The organism is Novosphingobium sp., assembly GCF_049240505.1.
Classification (GTDB): domain Bacteria; phylum Pseudomonadota; class Alphaproteobacteria; order Sphingomonadales; family Sphingomonadaceae; genus Novosphingobium.
On the sequence record NZ_JBMLSM010000104.1, the window covers coordinates 1 to 17,734 of the forward strand.

The following is a 17,734-nucleotide window of genomic DNA, read 5'->3' on the forward strand; positions in this document are numbered from 1 at the left end:
GACGGCTCGCCGGGAAGACTGGTAGGGGCCTGTCTGACCGACGAGCAGGGCGATGGCCTCTCGATGATCTACAGCTTCTACGATCCACAACACGAGACGCGGGCCGGGCTTGGAACTTTCATCATCCTCGACCATATCCAGCGCGCCGCGCGCGTTGGGCTGCCCTATGTCTATCTCGGCTATTGGGTCGAAGGATCCGAGCGGATGCAATACAAGGTCCGCTTCCGGCCTATGGAGAAACTGGGCCGTGATGGCTGGGAACGGTTTGAGCCTGCTGAACAGGCCGTTGCGATCGGACGGGCCGTTGCCTCGCTGCACGAACGCGGTGGGGTGGAAAACAGCGTTGAGGGCAGCCTCAAGGACGGCGTTCACGGCGCGCAGGGGCGCTACGCCCACACCTGAATCGCCGCTCACGCGGATCATTGCTGCCGTTCTGGTGTTCACACTGCCGGGGCAGGCTTTTGCGCAGTCGATGAACGCAGATCAGGAACTGGAAGCGCTGATCCCCGATTCGGCGGTGCAGAATGCTGATGCCTGGGCGCTGGATACCGATGCCGCGCGCACCGGGGCGCCGACCGAGGCGGAAATCGGTGAGATTGCCACCGATGTGGAAATGCCCGAACTGCCGGGAATCACCATCCCCTGGCCCGATGGCAGCGAAATTCCAGAGATCGAGCCGCTGTCTCCTGATCCCGATATCGACGTTGCCGAACAGACGACCGATGCAGCGGTCGAGGCTTTGCCCGGTCAGGAAGCGGCGGAAACCAACCCACGCTTGGCCGATGCAGATGTGGATCGGGTTGGTGATCAGGTGGAAGTGGCGTTCCCGCGCGGCGAAGGCGCGGTTGCCGATCAGGACGCCATTGTCGAGCGTTTCGCCGGACTTTCCAGCCTCAAGACCTACAAGGACGACGAGGACAATCTTGCCCAGATCGTTCGCCGTGCGCGCACCGACCGCGAACTGCTCGAAGAAATCATGCGCGTCTATGGCTATTACGATGCCAGCGTGTTCCAGTCGCTCGGCGGGCTTGGCCAACGGGTCGAAGGTGAAGAACGGGGGCCGATCGATATCAGCAAGGTCGTCGTCCGGTTTGATGTTCAGCCGGGGCCGCAGTACAAGTTCGGGGCGCTGGCCTTTGGCGATCTTCAGGCCACGGGCAAGAACTTCGACGTCCTGCGCGGAGCGTTCAAGCTGAACAGTGGCGATGCGATCAATTCCGACCGGATCGTGGCTGAGCGTGTAAATCTTCAGTTGGCGCTGGGCGAGAACGGTTATGCCTTTGCCAAGGTGGGCGAAACCGATCTGCTGATCGACCACGAACGGCGCGAGGGCGATCTGACGGTGCCGGTCACGCCCGGCGGCGTCTATGCGTTCGGCAAGGTCAATTCGTCGCGAGACGAATTCCTTAGCGGCAAGCATCTGCAGCGCATCGCCCGCTTCGATCCGGGCGATCTTTATCAGCGTTCGGATGTGGACGATTTGCGGCAGGCGATTCTGGCAACCGGTCTTGTCTCTTCAGTCACGGTCGAAGCGCGCGAAGTGGCCAAGCCTGTGGATGGCGCGCCGGGGACCGTGGACGTTGATGTGGCACTCACCCCAGGGCCGCTGCGCACCGTTGCAGGGCTGGTCGGTTATTCCAGCGGCGAAGGCTTCCGTCTGGAGGCGAGCTGGGAACATCGCAACTTCTTCCCGCCCGAAGGCATGGTGCGCGTGCGCGGTGTTGCGGGCACGCAGGAACAGCTTGCAGGCGTTACGTTCCGCCGCAACAACTTCCTCACCCGCGATCTGGTGCTCAACGCCGATCTTTATGCGCGCAAGCAGGTCAGCAGCGCGTTTCAGGCGCGCACCGTATCGTTCACCGCCGGGCTTGAGCGGCAGCAGACGCTCCTGTTCCAGAAGCCCTGGGTCTTTGCGGCGGGCATCGAAATCCTTGCCACGGGCGAGCGCGATGCAGCGGCGATCCTCGCCAACCAGCCGCGCAAGACTTATTTTATCGGGGCCTTACCGATGCGAGCTGCTTACGATGGCAGCGACGATCTGCTCGATCCCAAGCGCGGGTTCCGCGTGGGGCTGCGTGCATCGCCCGAAGTTTCGGTGCAGGATGGTGTCAGGTCGAGCTATGGCAAGATGCAGTTCGATGCCAGCTACTACCAGCCGATGGGCGAAAAGCTGGTCATTGCATCGCGCGTGCGGCTTGGCACGATCCTTGGCACTGACATTACCAACATCGCGCCTTCGCGTCGGTTCTATGCTGGCGGCGGCGGCTCGGTGCGCGGCTATGGCTTCCAGTTGATCGGCCCGCGCGATACCGCAGGCGAACCCAGTGGCGGCCGTGCATTGAGCGAGTTCTCGCTGGAAGCGCGCGTCAAGACCGGGCTTATGGGCGGCGCAATCAGCCTTGTGCCCTTCGTCGATGCGGGTGCCGTGGACACCACCAGCACGCCGCGTCTGCGCGACATCAAGGTGGGTGCAGGCATCGGTCTGCGCTATGAAACGAACTTCGGTCCGATCCGCATCGATCTTGGTACACCGCTCAATCCCTCGCCGGGGGACAGCCGCATTGGTGTCTACGTGGCGCTGGGGCAAGCGTTCTGATGGCGGACGATCTGCCTCCCGCACCTGAAGCTGCGCCTGCCCGTTCGCGCGGGGCGGCGGTTGCACGCGGCTTGGCAAAACGCCTCGTCATTCTGGCGGTGGCGGGCGTAGCGCTGGTGCTGGCGGCGCTGGTGGTGCTGGATTCATCGCTGGGCCACCGCCTTGTGGCAGATCGCATCGCGGCCATCACGCCCGGCTCAGGTCTGCGGATCGAGATCGGGCGCATCGATGGATCGATCTATGGCGCGGCCAAATTGCGCGACATTCGTGTCAGCGATCCTGAAGGCATCTTCATGACCGTGCCCGAGGCGGAACTGGACTGGCGGCCGCTTTCATGGCTCAAGACCGGGCTGGACGTTCGCCTTCTCTCGCTCCATCGCGGCGTGCTGCGCCGTGCCCCGCGCCTGCGGCCCAGCGAAGATCCCAACGCCCCGATCCTGCCCGATTTCGACATCCGCATAGACAAGCTGGTGATCGACAACCTGACGGTATCCGAAGCGCTGGCGGGGCAGAAGCGCCGCGTCGATGTGCTGGCCAAGGCCGACATTCGCGCAGGACACGCCATTGTCGATGTGAACGGCGTGTTTGGCGGCAAGGACAAGATCGTGTTCCGCCTTGATAGCGAGCCTGATCGCGACAAGTTCGATCTGCGACTGGTCTATGACGCACCGAAAGATGGCGTGATCGCCGTGATGGCTGGCGTGCAGTCCGATATCAAGGCGCGTGTGTTCGGCAGCGGTGGGTGGAAACGATGGGATGGCATCGCCTATGCGACAGAAGGCGGGCGCAGGCTGGCCGCGTTTCAGCTTGGCAATCGTTCCGGCAACTATCGCCTTGCCGGGCAGGCTTGGCCGGGCGCGCTGCTTACCGGAATGCCCGCGCAGGCCGTGGGTGAAACGCTTTCCGTGCTCTATGATGGCAGGTTTGCTGACAATGCCTTCAACGGCACGTTCCGCACGGCGGGCGCTGCGTTCAAGGCTTCTGCCGAAGGCGGGCTGGACCTTGCGAACAATCAGGCGGATGCGCTGCGCGTGAAGGCCAATCTGTTGCAGCCGCAGCGTTTGCTGGCAACGCCCGAACTTGCAGTCGTTGATATCGACGCCACGCTGGACGGCGCGTTTGACGACCTGACGATTGAACACAAGGTCGCCGTTGCGCGCCTGAAGCTTGGCACGTTGGATGCGCAGGGGTTGCAAACTGCCGGAATCGCCACGTGGGACGGCAAGCGCTTTATCCTGCCGCTGGCGGTAACGGCGCGGCGCGTGGTCACTGGAAACGCGATGATCGATCCGCGTTTTCCGGGCGCGCGGCTTGGTGGCAATCTGGTGTTCGAAGGTAGTCGGCTCACGTCGGACGACCTAACGCTGACCATGAAGGGCCTTGGTGCGCGGCTTTCCCTGCGCGGAGATATGGCACGCGGCGGCTATGCGCTGGCAGGCCCGCTGGTGGCGCGGGGGTTTGCGGTAGAGAACCTTGGCGCGGTGGATGGTACTGCCAAAATCCTGTTCAAAGTGGGCAGCGGCGTGCCGTGGACGCTGCAGGCGAACCTTGCCGGGCGGATGACCCGGATCGACAATGCTACCCTGCAAACGCTGACCGGGGGCGGCGTTCGCTTTGCCGGTGGCCTTGCGCTGGGTGAGCGCGTTCCGGTGACCTTCCGCAAGGCCACGATCAATTCGGCCAAGTTGCAGATGGCGCTGGATGGCCGTGTGCAACCGGGCGGCGCGGCTTCGCTGAAAGGCAGCGGTCGGCACACCGAATATGGTGCCTTCACGGTCGAAGCGGCGATGACGAACGACGGGCCTAACGCGGTTCTGGTGCTGGCCAGCCCTTTGCCTGCTGCTGGACTGAAGGATGTGCGCGTTGCGCTTGCTCCGATTGCTGATGGCTTCCGTATAGAGACGGAGGGCCAGTCCGCGCTTGGCCCCTTCAACGGCACGTTCGGGCTGTTCATGCCGCCAAAACAGCCGACGCGCGTGGATATCGAACGGTTCCGGGTGTGGCAGACCGACGTGACCGGCGGCGTTACGCTGGGTGATGACGGCGTGTCGGGCCAGATTGCATTGGCGGGGGGCGGGCTGAACGGCACGGTCCAGCTTGCGCCGCGCGACGGCGGGCAGGGCTTTGATGCCGACGTTACGGCGCGCAACGCCAAATTCGGTGGCGCAAGGCCCTTGTCCATCGGTAATGCGCGCATCGACGCGAGCGGGCTGATCAAGGACGGCCATTCCACTGTCGAAGGCAATCTGCTGGCCGAAGGCATCGGCATGGGCAAGGTTTTTATCGGGCGGCTGGCAGCGGCGGCTTATGTGCAGGATGGCAGCGGGTCGGTCACCGCGTCGGTGGCGGGGCGCAGGGGCACACGCTTTGACCTGCAAGGCACGGCGGCATTCTCGCCCGATCAGGTCATCGCTTATGTCTCTGGCGAATATGCCGGACGGCAGGTTTCCATGCCTCGCCGCGCGGTGCTGACGCGCGAGGGCGAAGGCGACAATCGCGGATGGCGACTTGCGCCAACACAGATCACGTTCGGTCGCGGTATCGTGATCGCCGAAGGGCGCATGATGGGCGGGCCGACACAACTACGGCTGCAACTGGCGCGGATGCCGCTTTCTGTGATCGATATCGTGGTGGCCGACCTGGGTCTTGGCGGCACGGCTTCGGGCATCGTCGAATATAGCAATGATGGGCAGGGCGCGCCTTCGGGCAATGCGGCGCTGATGGTGCGGGGGCTTTCGCGCTCGGGCCTCGTGCTCACATCGCGGCCTGTTGACGTTGCGCTGCTGGCTCGGCTTGATCCCGATGCAGTGCAGATGCGCACGGTGTTCCGTGAAGGCGGCGCGGTGCGTGGGCGCTTGCAGGCGCGGGTTGGCGGATTGCCGCGCGGCGGTGCTTTCATGGAGCGTCTTTCCGCAGGCCAGCTTGCCGGGCAACTGCGCTATTCGGGCGCGGCAGAGGCGCTGTGGCGGCTTTCGGGCGTGGAGATTTTCGACCTTACCGGGCCGGTCGGCGTGAAGGCCGATATCACCGGCACGATTGCAGCACCGGTGCTGCGTGGCGCGGTGTCCTCCACCGGGTTGCGCGTGCAGAGCACGCTGACCGGCACCGATGTGCGCGATGTGACGATGGCAGGGACGTTCAACGATTCCTCGCTGCAACTGGCGCGGTTCAGTGGGGTGACGCCCAATGGCGGGCGGGTTTCGGGCAGTGGCAGCATTGGACTTGCCGAGCTTTCCCAACATGGTCCGACCATCGATCTGAAGCTCTCTGCGCAGAACGCGCAGATGATCAGCCGCGATGATATGGGAGCCACCATCACAGGGCCGCTGCGCATTGTCAGCAACGGAGTTGGCGGCACGATCGCGGGGCGGGTGCGGATTGAACGTGCGCGCTGGGCGCTGGGGCAAGCCGCAGCAGTTACCGAACTGCCGACGATTGCAACGCGCGAGATCAATACGCCTGCCGATGCCGCTCCGCCCCGCGTGGCAGCATCGCCGTGGCGTTTCATGATCGATGCTGCAGGCATGAACCGTATCGATGTGCGCGGGCTTGGGCTGGACAGCGAATGGGGCGCCGACATCCGTCTGCGTGGCACCACGGCAGCGCCGCAGATATTTGGCACGGCGGATCTGGTGCGCGGTGGCTATGAATTTGCAGGCAAGCGCTTCGAGCTCACGCGCGGGCGCATCCGCTTTGCCGGTGAAGTGCCGGTCGATCCGCAGCTTGATATCGTGGCGGAAGGCGATGCCAACAATATCAACGCCAAGATATCGATCACCGGCACGGGGACGAAACCGGTCATAGCCTTCTCCTCCACACCTGCGTTGCCTGAAGAGGAACTGCTCAGCCGCATCCTGTTCGGTAGTTCGATCACGCAGATTTCCGCGCCGGAAGCGGTGCAGCTTGCTTCCGCACTCGCCAGCTTGCGCGGCGGTGGCGGGCTTGATCCGATCAATAAGCTGCGCGCAGCGATAGGGCTGGATAGGTTGCGGATCGTGGGGGCTGATCCAACGGTCGGTTCGGGCACAAGCATTGCCGTGGGCAAATATCTTGGACGGCGTGTGTTCGTAGAACTCATCACCGATGGCGCGGGCTATAATGCCACATCGGTCGAATTCAGGATCACCCGCTGGCTTGCTCTGCTGGGCACGGTATCGACCATCGGGGACGAAAGTCTCAACTTGCGCGTCAGCAAGGATTATTGATCGGCGGCTGTCACGCAGGCTTAATCTCGTCCCGAAACTGACACGATGGCGTGGCCTCTCGGCGGGTATGACCAAGCCCGCTGCGCCCATGCTCATCTGCGACCTCACCCAAAGCTATGCCCCGCACGGTGGCGGCGGCATCGGCACGTATCTGCGCGAAAAGCGCCGATACGTGATCGACGAAACGCCGCACCGATTGCTCCAGATCGTGCCAGGACCAGAGGACCGCGTTGTCGAGGATGGGCGGCACATATGGGTGGAGGTTGGCGCAGAGCAGGTGCGGGGAAGCCCGAACTACCGCTTCATCATGCGCACGCGGATCGTGCGCGATGTGCTGGAACGATTTCGGCCAGATCTTATCGAGTCGCAGTGTCCGTGGGTGTTGCCCTGGACGGCGATCAACTATCGCCGCGCCTTTCCGCATACGGCGCTGGTGGCGGGCTATCACACGGATTTCCCCAATGCACATGTCCACCGCGTGGGATCGGAACTGTTCGGTGAGTTTGTAGGGCGTGGACTTCGGCGTCTCGCCACAGGCTACGCGCAGGTGACCTATCGTGAATTTGATCGGGTCTATACGCTCAGCACGATGATGGCCGATGTGCTGCGGGAATACCGGGTGGACCACGTTGATGTGCTGTCGCTGGGCGTGGACACGGCGTTGTTCCATCCCGATCGGCGCGACATCGGGTTTCGCCGGGAACTTGGACTGACGGCGCTTGGTCCCCTGCTGGTCTACGCCGGACGGATCGACAACGAAAAGCGTGCCGATCGCGTGCTGTCCATGTTCCGCCAGCTTCCGCGCGCGCTCGATGCGGCGTTGGTGATGATCGGTGACGGCAAGTTGCGCGATGCGCTGATGGCCGAAGCGCAGGGGCTTCAGGTGGCCTTTCCGGGCTTCATGGCTGACCGGGATAAACTCGCCCGCGCGCTCGCATCATCGGACATCTATGTGTCAGGGATGGCCGACGAAACGTTCGGGATTTCGATTGTCGAAGCGCAGGCCAGTGGCCTGCCTGTGGTCGGCGTTGCATCGGGCGCCATGACGGAAAGGATCGTGCCCGGCACCGGGCTGCTCGTCGGTGTGGACGATACGGCGGCAATGGCGGCAGCGGTCGCGCAGATATGGCATGGGCCGCGCGCGCAGATGAGCAAGGCCGCGCGCGATCATGTGGCAGGGCGCTTTGAATGGCGGCAGACGTTCGAGCGTTTGCTTGGCGAGGTTTACCCACGGGCGCTGGCCACTGCGCGGGCGCGCAACGAAAAAGGCCGCTCCGGTATGGGAGCGGCCCTTTCCTTGCTTCCGCGTGGCGCCTTCAGGCAGGCCAATATCAGGCTGGAAGGCCGCTGATCGCCTTCATTTCCATGAAGTCCTTCAGGCCGTAAAGCCCGCCTTCGCGTCCGTTGCCCGATTGCTTGTAACCGCCGAAGGGGGCACCGGGTGTTGGTCCCCAGTTGTTGATCGCCACCATGCCTGCGCGCAATGCCGGAGCCACTTCTGCAGCCTTTGCCGGATCGCCGGTGATGCAGGCCGACAGGCCATAGGCAGTGTCGTTGGCGATTTCGATGGCCTGATCAAGGCTTTCATATGCCATGATCGTGGCAACCGGGCCGAAGATTTCCTCCTGCGCGATGTGCATGTCTGGCGTGACGCCGGAGAATACGGTCGGTTTGATGTAATAACCACGATTAACGTTGGATGGCAGGTCCGGCCCACCCGTTTCCAGTTTCGCGCCTTCATCGATGGCAGACTGGATCAGCCCGCGAATTTTCTCGAACTGGGCCTTGTTTACTACTGGGCCAAGATGTTGGCCTTCCTGCAAGGGATCGCCAACCGGCGTTGCGGAATACATCGCAGCGACGAATGCGGCGGCTTCGTCTTCGCGCTCCTTGGGCACCAGAATGCGCGTGGGCGAGATGCAGGATTGACCGGTGTTAACCAGCGGACCCGAAGCTGTGGAGGGCAGATACTTGGCGAAATCGGCGTCAGGCAACACGATGTTGGGTGATTTGCCACCCAGTTCCTGATGTACGCGCTTGACCGTATCTGCCGCAGCCTTGGCCACCAGAATGCCCGCGCGGGTGGATCCGGTAAAGCTCACCATGTCGATCCCGGGGTGGGAACTGATTGCCGTGCCCACACCGGGGCCATCGCCCTGGATCAGGTTGAATACGCCGGGTGGCACACCTGCGGCATCCAGAATTTCGGCAAAGATCACAGCGTTGGTGGGGCATTCTTCCGATGGCTTGAGGATCATCGTGTTGCCAGCAGCGAGCGCGGGAGCCACCTTCAGCGCGATCTGGTTCAGCGGCCAGTTCCACGGCGTTATCATGCCCACAACGCCGATCGGCTCGTATGCTACGGTATAGGCGCCATTGTTCTCGGTAAAATCGAAGTTTTTCAGCGCAGCCATCGTGCCAAGGAAACCGCCTATTCCTGCACCGACCTGCGCGGTTCCGGCAAAGCTCACCGGTGCGCCCATTTCCTCGGCCATTGCCACGGCCAGATCGGGTGCGCGCTTCTTGTATTCCGCAACGATACGATCAAGCAGGGCCAGACGCTCTTCGCGTGAAGTCTTGCTGAATGTCTTGAAAGCCCGCTGGGCGGCGGAAACCGCCTTGTCTACATCGGCCTGCGTGCCAAGCGTGATCGCGCAAATGGCTTCTTCGGTTGCCGGGTTGATCACTTCGTGGCGCTTGCCACCTTCGCTATCGACCCACTGACCGTCGATATATTGCTGCAGTCTTTCACGCATGTCTGAGTCTCCCAAGGCCGCCAGCGACGCTATCTGGGAGGGAGGCTAGGCACCTGCATTACAGTCTGCAACCCATGTGCCTTACCAGATTCTGTCAGGATCAGATTCTTTCAGGGCCAAACTTCCGTCAGACCCGTCGCCCCCGGAACAACTGAACCAACCCAATGACGAGCGCAGCGATCAGCACGAGATGGATCACGCCTGCGGTCACCTTGAAGGCAAAGACGCCAAGCGCCCAGAGGACGAAGAGAATGAGCGCGATAGTCAAAAGCATTTCGAATCTCCGCAAATTCCCGCCCCGTTGCGCGTTTAATCCGCGAAGCTGAGGACGGTTCCGCCGCCGGAGATGAAGCAAGCCTTTCGATGAAAGAGATTGCGGCGCGTATTCTTTGATAACCATTTCTTTGCAACCGCTTGGTAACCCAACAAATATGGGGAAGAGACCCGTTGCCAACGCCGGAAGACGGCACGATTCCGGCGCAGCCAATGTCGGCTGGATTGTCGTGGCGACCTTTCTTGCCCTGCTTGCGCTCACTGCTGCGCTCGTTGCGGCTTTCCGCAACTCCACCGATATCGCCGATCAGTTCGCTCGCGCAGAAGAGCGCCGCCTGGCGCATCGCTTTGTCGAACGCAGCGAACGACAAATTCTGGAAGCGGCCAAACTCCAGCTTGTGTGGGACGATGCGGTCGTCCGACTGAATGCGCCTGGCGCGGAAAGCTGGGCACGGAACTTTATTGCCGGCTATTTCTGGGGCAGCCACCGCATCGATCGCATCTATCACGTGCGTTATGCGGGCAACCTCGTCCGGTGCTGGCAAGGGCCGAAGTTGACGGGTGATTGTCGCTATGATCAGATCGAGCGCACGGTCCGCGATCTCATCAACACATCTGTGCGCAAGACCCCGCCGGGTGGCCCGGTCAAGGAATGGCACAAGCACGGCGAGGTGATGTGGCCCTATGATTCCAAGGGCCTGCCGATATCGCAGGGCGCGTCCGCGCTGATCAGTTTCAACAGCCAGCCAACCATCATCGCTGTCGCTCCGGTCCTGCCTGACGTCACGCCATCGCTGCTCAAAGGCGCTCCTGATTACGTCGTTGTCGTCCGGATGCTCGATCAGCACATCCTGGCCGATTTGCAATCCTCGCTGCTGCTCGACGATGTTCGTTTCAATCATTTTCCCAATACCGTATCAGCGCGCAACGATCTTGCGCTGACCGACATGCGAGGCGGCACGGTGGGTTGGCTGTCATGGCGTTCCAAGCCACCGGGGCCTGCCATTCTGCGCCAGACGGCACCTTTGCTGGCAATCTACATCCTGTTCTTCGTCGGCGTCGTTGCGGGCGGTGCGATCATCGTGCGCCGGATGCGGCGCACGACCAGCGAACTTATGGCAAGCGAAGCCCAGGCGCAGCACAATGCCATGCACGATGCCATGTCGGGCCTGCCCAACCGGACGCACTTCATGCAGCGCCTGCGGCAGGAACTGGCAACCTGCGTTGGGCATCGCGAACTTGGGGACGTTTTCGTCGCCTATGTCGATATCGACAGGTTCAAGGTGGTGAACGACACGCTCGGCCATCATGTGGGTGATGAACTGGTGCGTCAGGTTGCACTTCGCTTGCGGCGCTCGCTGCCTGCTGGCGACTTTCTGTCGCGCTTCGGCGGCGATGAATTCGTGCTGATGCGCCGCAGCACCGGCGGGCGTGTGTCGGCCGACATGCTTGGCCGCCAGATCATGGCCATCGCGCGTGATCCGTTCGTCATTTCGGGCCACAGTCTTGAGGTCAGCCTGTCATGCGGGATCAGCTGGGGCCCGGAACAGAGTGAAGACCCCGGTGAGTTGTTGCGCCGCGCGGACATTGCGCTCTATCGCGCCAAGCAGCGTGGGCGTGCGCGCTATCGCCGCTTCACGCGCGATATGGACGCATCGGTCAAACTGCGCCGCGAAATGGAGATGGAACTGCGTCGCGCCATCGCGCGTGACGAACTGACGCTGGCCTATCAGCCCATCGTCAATGCCGCAGACGGTGCCATCGAAGGCTTCGAAGCGCTGCTACGCTGGCCGCATCCAGAACGCGGCGCGATCCGTCCGGGCCTGTTTGTGCCTGTGGCGGAGCAGGCGGGGTTGATGATGCCGCTGGGCGAATGGGTGCTGCGCCGGGTCTTTACCGAATGCCAGAACTGGCCGGGTTGCGACATCTCGGTCAATCTTTCGCCATTGCAGATCATGGCCAGCAATTTTCTGCAAACCATCGACGATCTGCTGCGTGAGACCGGGGCGGACCCGCGTCACTATGTTCTTGAAGTGACCGAAGGCGTAATGCTCGATCGCAGCGAACATGTGGTCGAAGTGCTGAAAGGTTTGAAATATCGCGGATTCCGTATCGCCCTCGACGATTTCGGGATCGGCTATTCCTCGCTCAGCTACCTGCGTTCATTTCAGTTCGATCGGATCAAGATCGACCGCTCTTTCGTGCAGAATATCGAAGCCGATCTCGACGCGCATTCGATCCTGCGTGCGATCGTTTCGCTCGGCCACACCCTGCGGATGAAAGTCGTGGCGGAAGGTGTTGAAACGCCCATGCAGCGGGCGCTGGTTCAGGCCGCAGGATGCCAGATGATTCAGGGCCACCTGTTCTGGCAGGCCATGCCCGCATCAGAAGCACGCGGCCTGCTGAAGCCCGAAACCAACGCGCAACAGGTAAGTCTCAGCCGCGTGGCGCACGGCTAGATCCTGAACCTTGGTATCGCGGCGTTTCAGCCCTTGGCGGGCGTTGCAGCTTCGACCTTGGCGGTCATCGTATTGGGATAGATAAAGCCCTTGGCCGGGCTGGCGCGGAGGCCGACCGACTTGGTGGGTGCGTACCAGACGCGCACTTCGCTCCAGTCGCCCGCAGCCGAAACGTCCACGGCCACAACGCCGCGTTCAACCATGCCGGGGCGCGACCAGTTGGCGTGATCAATCAGGATGTGGCGATCATCCACGATCTTGCGGACGACTGCAACGTGACCGTAAGGCATCGCGCGCGTGCCGCTGAATGCAAGGACCGCACCTGGCTTCGGTTCGTCGCCGCGCTCATACCGGCCTTCGGCATTGCCCCACCACTCGCGTGCGTTGCCGCTGATCTGAACTTCAGAAACCTGACGCGCATAGGTTACACACTGCAGCCGGGCATGGGCTGCCGAGGGCAGCGCGGCGAAGGAAACCAGTGCGAGAAAAGTGGCGACCATGTTCTTTAGCATGTGCAGCATGACTAGAGATTTCGGCGGATTCGGGGAGTCCCGGGCGCTTCCGTTCATCCTGCCGCAATCTCGGTTCACCTCGGTTCATCGCAAACTGTGGAAAAAATCACGCAGTTGTGTGTTGTCCGTCATAGACGGCGTTCGGGCGACGTCGGTGACAAGCCGCTTTGAACTCTGGCTGGAATCTGTAATCTCTGCTGCTGACAATGATGTGAGCAGGGGGTGCCAGTGGTAATCAAGACGATCTTCATCACCGGTGGCGCTTCGGGCATCGGACGGGCCGTCGCGCAGAGGTTTGCGCAAGGTGGCTGGTTCGTGGGGCTTGCCGATGTGAATGAAGCGGGCATGGCGCAAACTGCTGCTCTGCTCCCTGCCGGGCAAAGCTCCTGCCATAAGCTGGATGTGCGTGAAAGGGCTTCGTGGGATCAGGCTTTGGTCGATTGCGCAAACTCGGCGGGCGGGCGGATCGACGTTGTGTTCAACAACGCAGGCATTCCGATTGGCGGCGCGATTATCGATCTGACAACGGATGAGATCGAGCGCACGCTCGACATCAATCTCAAAGGTGTGATCTTTGGCGCGCAGGCTGCGCATCGCTGGTTGAAGGCTAGCGCGCCGGGATCGTGCCTGCTCAACACGGCCAGCGCAGCGGGCCTCTATGGTTCGCCGGGGGCATCGGTCTATTCCGCAACCAAGTTCGGCGTGCGGGCCATCACCGAATCGCTCGACGGCGAATGGGCAGAGGATGGCATCGCGGTGCGCGACCTGATGCCCAGCTTCATCGAAACCCCGTTGCTCGACCACGCCCCCAACCGCGCGAGCAACGAAGACATCCGCACCCGCGTGCTTGGTGCAGGGCTTGAACTCACGCCTGTCAGCGAAGTGGCAGAAGCGGCATGGGCGGCGGTGCATGGTGACCGGCTGCATACTGTTGTCGGAAAGACTGCGCGCCGACTGGCCTTCGCCTCGCGCTGGATGCCGGGCGTGTTGCGGAAACAGATGCGTGGTTCGGCAAAGCCGATGGGCAAGTAGGGCCTAAACAAACCCCTCCATCGCCCGCGCCATCGCCGCATCGCGTGCAGACAGCCCATCGGCATCGTGCGTCGTCAGTGTCACTTCGACGCGGTTGTAGACGTTGAACCATTCGGGGTGGTGGTCGGCCTTTTCGGCATAGAGCGCCACGCGGTTCATGAAAGCCCAGCTTTCCGAAAAATCACCGAAACGGAAGGTACGGACCATCGCCAGCCCATCTTCGCGCAATTGCCATCCCGGCAGTTCGGCCAAAAGGGCTTCGCGTTCGGCGTCAGTCAGGCGGGCTACGGTCATCCTTCGTCCTCGTTCTTATTGCTATCCTTGGCAGGTGCAGCGCTTTCCCCTATCGCGTGCCCCTATGCAAGAGTGCGGTCTGGTCGCCACGGATATTGCCTGCAGGCGCGGGGACCGGATTCTGTTCCGGGGCCTTTCGCTGTCTTTGGGCGCGGGTGGCATCGTGCATCTGGCCGGCCCGAATGGAATCGGCAAATCCAGCCTTATCCGCATTCTGGCGGGCCTGTTGCGCCCCTATGCCGGATCGGTGGAGCGTGCCGGGGCTGTGGCGCTGGCCGATGAACGACTGGCGCTTGATGGGCATCAGCCGTTGGGGCAGGCGCTTGCGTTCTGGCAACGGATTGATGGAGCAGCGCGCGAAATAACCGATTTCGGGCTTGCCGATTTGCTCGACGTGCCGGTGCGCTATCTCTCCACCGGCCAGCGCAAACGTGCGGCACTAGCGCGCGTTGCGGCCAGCGCCGCGCCGATCTGGCTGCTCGACGAACCGCTGAACGGGCTTGACGCCTATTGGTCGTGCAAGGCGCAGGCGGCGATCCATGCCCATCGCCGGGACGGAGGTGCGGTGGTGATCGCATCGCATCAGCCCTTGTCGCTCGATGGCGTGAACGTGATCGAATTGCTGGATTTCAAGGCATGATCCGCCGCCTCTGGCCGATCTTCACGCGCGATCTCGCGCTGCTTACGCGCGGCGCGCAAGGGCGAGGCGGGGCGGTGCTGCCGCTGCTGTTCTTCCTTGCCGTGGCGATGCTGTTTCCGTTTGCGGTCGGCCCGGATGCGCGGTTGCTGGCGCGGACCGGGGCGGGCGTGATCTGGGTTGCGGCGCTGCTCGCGGCGATCCTGCCGCTGGACCGCTTGGTCGAACCCGATGTGGACGCCGGGCTGTTTGACCAGTGGGCCTTGCGCGGTATTTCAGAAGAGGCGCTGCTGATGGTGCGCATTGTGGCGCACTGGTTGAGCTTTGGCGTTCCACTGATGCTGGCGGCACCGATTTCAGCCGGATTGCTTTCGCTCGATGCGCAGCAATTGTGGACGGTTGAAGTGGGGCTGCTGCTGGGCACGCCGGGGCTGGCCGCGATCGGCGTGACGATCGCGGCGTTGACGGCGGGGATGCGTGCGGGCGCGGCGCTGGGCGGACTGCTGGCCATACCGCTGGCCGTGCCAATGCTGATTTTTGGTGCGGGATCATTGCAGCCGGGCGGTGAGGGCGGACTTGCGTTGCTGGCGGCGTGCAGCCTTGTCGCTCTTGCGGTCGCACCGTTTGCAGGTGGTGCCGCCATCCGGGCGGGCCGGGAGTGATTGGGCGCGCGTAATCGGGCTTTTTGGCAGGCAAGCGCAAATTCGTTGGCAATTGCCGAAACTGCCCCTACCTCCGGCTCCATGATGTCTCCAGCGATTGCACCCGATACTATTTCCCTCATCGGCAACACGCCGCTCGTCCTGCTGAAAGGGCCAAGCGAAGCGGCTGGGGCTGAAATCTATGGCAAGTGCGAATTTGCCAACCCTGGCGCGTCCGTGAAGGATCGGGCGGCGCTGTGGATTGTGCGCGATGCTGAAGAGCGTGGGGTCTTGAAGCCCGGTGGCACCATTGTTGAAGGTACGGCGGGGAATACCGGTATCGGCCTTGCGCTGGTGGCCAATGCGCGCGGCTACAAGTCGGTCATCGTGATGCCCGAAACCCAATCGCGTGAGAAAATGGACACGTTGCGCGCCCTCAGGGCAGAACTCGTGCTGGTGCCCGCCGCGCCGTTTTCCAATCCAGGGCACTTCGTTCACACCTCGCGCCGCATTGCCGAGGAAACCGAAGGCGCGGTCTGGGCAAACCAGTTTGACAATATCGCCAACCGCCGTGCGCATATCGAAAGCACCGCCCCCGAAATCTGGGAGCAGATGGAGCGCCGCATCGACGGGTTCACCTGTGCGGCGGGCACCGGCGGGACGATCGCGGGCGTCGGTCTTGGTCTCAAGGCGTTTGACGAAAGCGTCACCATCGCTCTGACCGATCCGCACGGCGCCGCGCTCTATAACTACTACGCCAACGGCGAACTGAAGGCCGAAGGGTCTTCAGTGGCGGAAGGCATTGGGCAGGGGCGCATTACCGCCAACCTTGATGGCGCGCCGATCGACACGCAGTTCCGCATTTCTGATGAGGAAGGCCTTTACTGGGTGGAACGCCTGCTGGCCGACGAAGGCCTGTGCCTTGGCCTGTCGAGCGGGATCAACGTGGCAGGTGCTGTGGTGCTGGCAAAACAGCTTGGGCCGGGAAGTCGTGTGGCCACGATCCTGTGCGACACGGGCTTCCGCTACCTTTCCTCGCTCTACAACGCGGAATGGTTGAAGGCAAAGGGGCTGCCGGTGTTCCCTTGGCTGGCGTAATGCGCTAAAAGGCCCGTTATGGCGCTTTTTGGCTCCCGATCGGCAAACACGGCTCCCGCTGATATTCTGGCGGAGCAGATCGCTGCTGAACATGCTGCAACGGCCAGTATGTTGGCATACGTTCCACCGGGACGCCGTGAACTGCGGGCGCAGGCGGTGCACCGTTTGCAGGTGGGCCTGTTCGGTCTGGCCGGGATGCTGCTGCTCGTCAGCCTTGCGAATGTCATCATGGACCGCGCCAAGTTTATCGATGCCAGCGCAGTGAACACCGGAGCACCGGTGGTCGAGGCCAGCGAGACTTCGGCTAAAGACCCGCTGGCCGACATGGGCGTCGCCCCGCAACTTCCCGTGACCACCGGTGAAAAGCCTACAGTGACGATTTCCCCCGCACCGCCACCTACGCCAGCGCCCACGGTGCGCGCGCCCAAGCCCTGATGCGTCTGTCTCGCCGCAAGGCGTGGTGGATTGCCCTGTCCGCCGCTGCCGTTCTGGCTGCTGCGCTGTGGTGGCGGACATCATCGCCTCTCGCCCAGCCGGATCGCCGGATAGGCCTGTTCACCAGCCTGCCCATCCTGTGGAATGAGGCGGCGGCGCTTGATGAGCTCGTCGATACGAAAGACGAGCCGCATTGGGCGCGTGCCGTGTTGGAAGATCGCGGCACCGTGGTTCCGCTCGATACCCTTCTTCGCGTCGCCAATATTGATATGCTGGTGATCGCTCAGCCGCGTCCGCTGACGCCCGAGGAAAACGTAGCGCTGGACGCATGGTTGCGGGGCGGGGGCAAGCTGCTGCTTTTTGCCGATCCCATGCTGACCGAGGACAGCGCATTTTCGCTGGGTGACCGCCGCAGGCCGCAGGATGTTGTGCTGATTTCACCGATTTTGGCGCGTTGGGGGCTGGTGCTACGCTTTGACGACGAGCAGCCGCTAGGCGAGCGGGAAAGTGCGGGTGAGCGTTTACCTGTCAACCTTCAGGGTGAATTTACCCTCGCGGGAGGCGGCCATGATGCGGCCTGCGCCATCGGCCCAAATGGCCTGATCGCGCGGTGCAGGGTGGGGAAAGGACGTGCGGTTCTTGTTGCGGACGCCGCTTTGCTTGAGCGGGAAGCAGACAGCGATTCCCGGATTTCCGCACTTCGCCGCCTGCTTGACGAGGCCGCGAGCGATTGAGCCGACGCGCTTGGCGGGAAATTGCGGGCAAAATCTGAACCAATCTGGCCCTCAAATCAAAA

At 62.5% G+C, this 17,734-nt stretch carries 14 protein-coding genes and 1 pseudogene; 11 read left to right on the top strand and 4 right to left on the bottom strand.

Annotated features, from left to right (window positions below):
* The 4 genes and pseudogenes from ACOVQ0_RS08840 to ACOVQ0_RS08855 all read left to right on the top strand — a co-directional run.
* Positions 1-402: pseudogene (locus ACOVQ0_RS08840) on the top strand (arginyltransferase); the annotation flags it as partial.
* 70 nt (positions 403-472) lie between these two features.
* Positions 473-2,596: an autotransporter assembly complex protein TamA gene (locus tag ACOVQ0_RS08845; RefSeq protein WP_421883062.1), complete on the top strand. Its 2,124-nt coding sequence runs from the start codon at positions 473-475 to the stop codon at positions 2,594-2,596.
* Entirely contained in the window at positions 2,596-6,801 is a 4,206-nt protein-coding gene (locus ACOVQ0_RS08850; protein WP_421883065.1) for a translocation/assembly module TamB domain-containing protein, read from the top strand. The genes ACOVQ0_RS08845 and ACOVQ0_RS08850 overlap by 1 nt, the downstream gene beginning before the upstream one ends.
* 67 nt (positions 6,802-6,868) lie before the next feature.
* The gene (locus ACOVQ0_RS08855; protein ID WP_421883068.1) at positions 6,869-8,152 is read left to right on the top strand and encodes a glycosyltransferase; all 1,284 of its coding nucleotides are present in this window, start codon (positions 6,869-6,871) and stop codon (positions 8,150-8,152) included.
* Here ACOVQ0_RS08855 and ACOVQ0_RS08860 read toward each other — a convergent pair.
* Both ACOVQ0_RS08860 and ACOVQ0_RS08865 read right to left on the bottom strand, forming a co-directional pair.
* Positions 8,133-9,557, bottom strand: coding sequence for an aldehyde dehydrogenase family protein (locus ACOVQ0_RS08860; RefSeq protein ID WP_421883071.1), 1,425 nt, complete (start codon positions 9,555-9,557; stop codon positions 8,133-8,135). The genes ACOVQ0_RS08855 and ACOVQ0_RS08860 overlap by 20 nt on opposite strands.
* A 127-nt stretch (positions 9,558-9,684) precedes the next feature.
* Entirely contained in the window at positions 9,685-9,957 is a 273-nt protein-coding gene (locus tag ACOVQ0_RS08865) for a lmo0937 family membrane protein (RefSeq protein WP_421883073.1), read from the bottom strand.
* A 31-nt stretch (positions 9,958-9,988) separates the two neighbouring features.
* Between ACOVQ0_RS08865 and ACOVQ0_RS08870 the strand changes: the two genes are divergently transcribed.
* Positions 9,989-12,289, top strand: a complete 2,301-nt coding sequence (locus ACOVQ0_RS08870) for a bifunctional diguanylate cyclase/phosphodiesterase (protein WP_421883077.1) — start codon at positions 9,989-9,991, stop codon at positions 12,287-12,289.
* Between the two features lie 26 nt (positions 12,290-12,315).
* On the opposite strand, the gene ACOVQ0_RS08875 is transcribed toward ACOVQ0_RS08870, so the two are convergent.
* On the bottom strand, positions 12,316-12,801 hold the full coding sequence (locus ACOVQ0_RS08875; protein WP_421883080.1) for a CHAP domain-containing protein: 486 nt from the start codon (positions 12,799-12,801) through the stop codon (positions 12,316-12,318).
* Between the two features lie 228 nt (positions 12,802-13,029).
* On the opposite strand from ACOVQ0_RS08875, the gene ACOVQ0_RS08880 reads away from it, so the two are divergent.
* The gene (locus ACOVQ0_RS08880) at positions 13,030-13,833 is read left to right on the top strand and encodes an SDR family oxidoreductase (RefSeq protein WP_421883083.1); all 804 of its coding nucleotides are present in this window, start codon (positions 13,030-13,032) and stop codon (positions 13,831-13,833) included.
* A gap of 3 nt (positions 13,834-13,836) precedes the next feature.
* Here ACOVQ0_RS08880 and ACOVQ0_RS08885 read toward each other — a convergent pair whose 3' ends face one another.
* Positions 13,837-14,127 (bottom strand): 4a-hydroxytetrahydrobiopterin dehydratase, encoded by a 291-nt coding sequence (locus tag ACOVQ0_RS08885; RefSeq protein ID WP_421883086.1) that lies wholly within the window; start codon positions 14,125-14,127, stop codon positions 13,837-13,839.
* Positions 14,128-14,191: 64 nt separating this feature from the next.
* Here ACOVQ0_RS08885 and ccmA point away from each other — a divergent pair, with 64 nt between their 5' ends.
* The 5 genes from ccmA to ACOVQ0_RS08910 all read left to right on the top strand — a co-directional run bounded on the left by ccmA (position 14,192) and on the right by ACOVQ0_RS08910 (position 17,672).
* A complete protein-coding gene (ccmA, locus tag ACOVQ0_RS08890) occupies positions 14,192-14,767 on the top strand; it encodes a heme ABC exporter ATP-binding protein CcmA (protein WP_421883089.1) in 576 nt (191 codons plus the stop codon).
* Entirely contained in the window at positions 14,764-15,426 is a 663-nt protein-coding gene (ccmB, locus tag ACOVQ0_RS08895) for a heme exporter protein CcmB (RefSeq protein ID WP_421883092.1), read from the top strand. Before ccmA ends, ccmB begins: the two co-directional genes overlap by 4 nt.
* 81 nt (positions 15,427-15,507) lie before the next feature.
* On the top strand, positions 15,508-16,503 hold the full coding sequence (locus ACOVQ0_RS08900) for a cysteine synthase A (RefSeq protein ID WP_421883095.1): 996 nt from the start codon (positions 15,508-15,510) through the stop codon (positions 16,501-16,503).
* 108 nt (positions 16,504-16,611) lie between these two features.
* Positions 16,612-16,938, top strand: coding sequence for a hypothetical protein (locus ACOVQ0_RS08905; protein ID WP_421883099.1), 327 nt, complete (start codon positions 16,612-16,614; stop codon positions 16,936-16,938).
* The gene (locus ACOVQ0_RS08910; protein WP_421883102.1) at positions 16,938-17,672 is read left to right on the top strand and encodes a Gldg family protein; all 735 of its coding nucleotides are present in this window, start codon (positions 16,938-16,940) and stop codon (positions 17,670-17,672) included. Before ACOVQ0_RS08905 ends, ACOVQ0_RS08910 begins: the two co-directional genes overlap by 1 nt.
* Positions 17,673-17,734 lie beyond the last annotated feature (62 nt).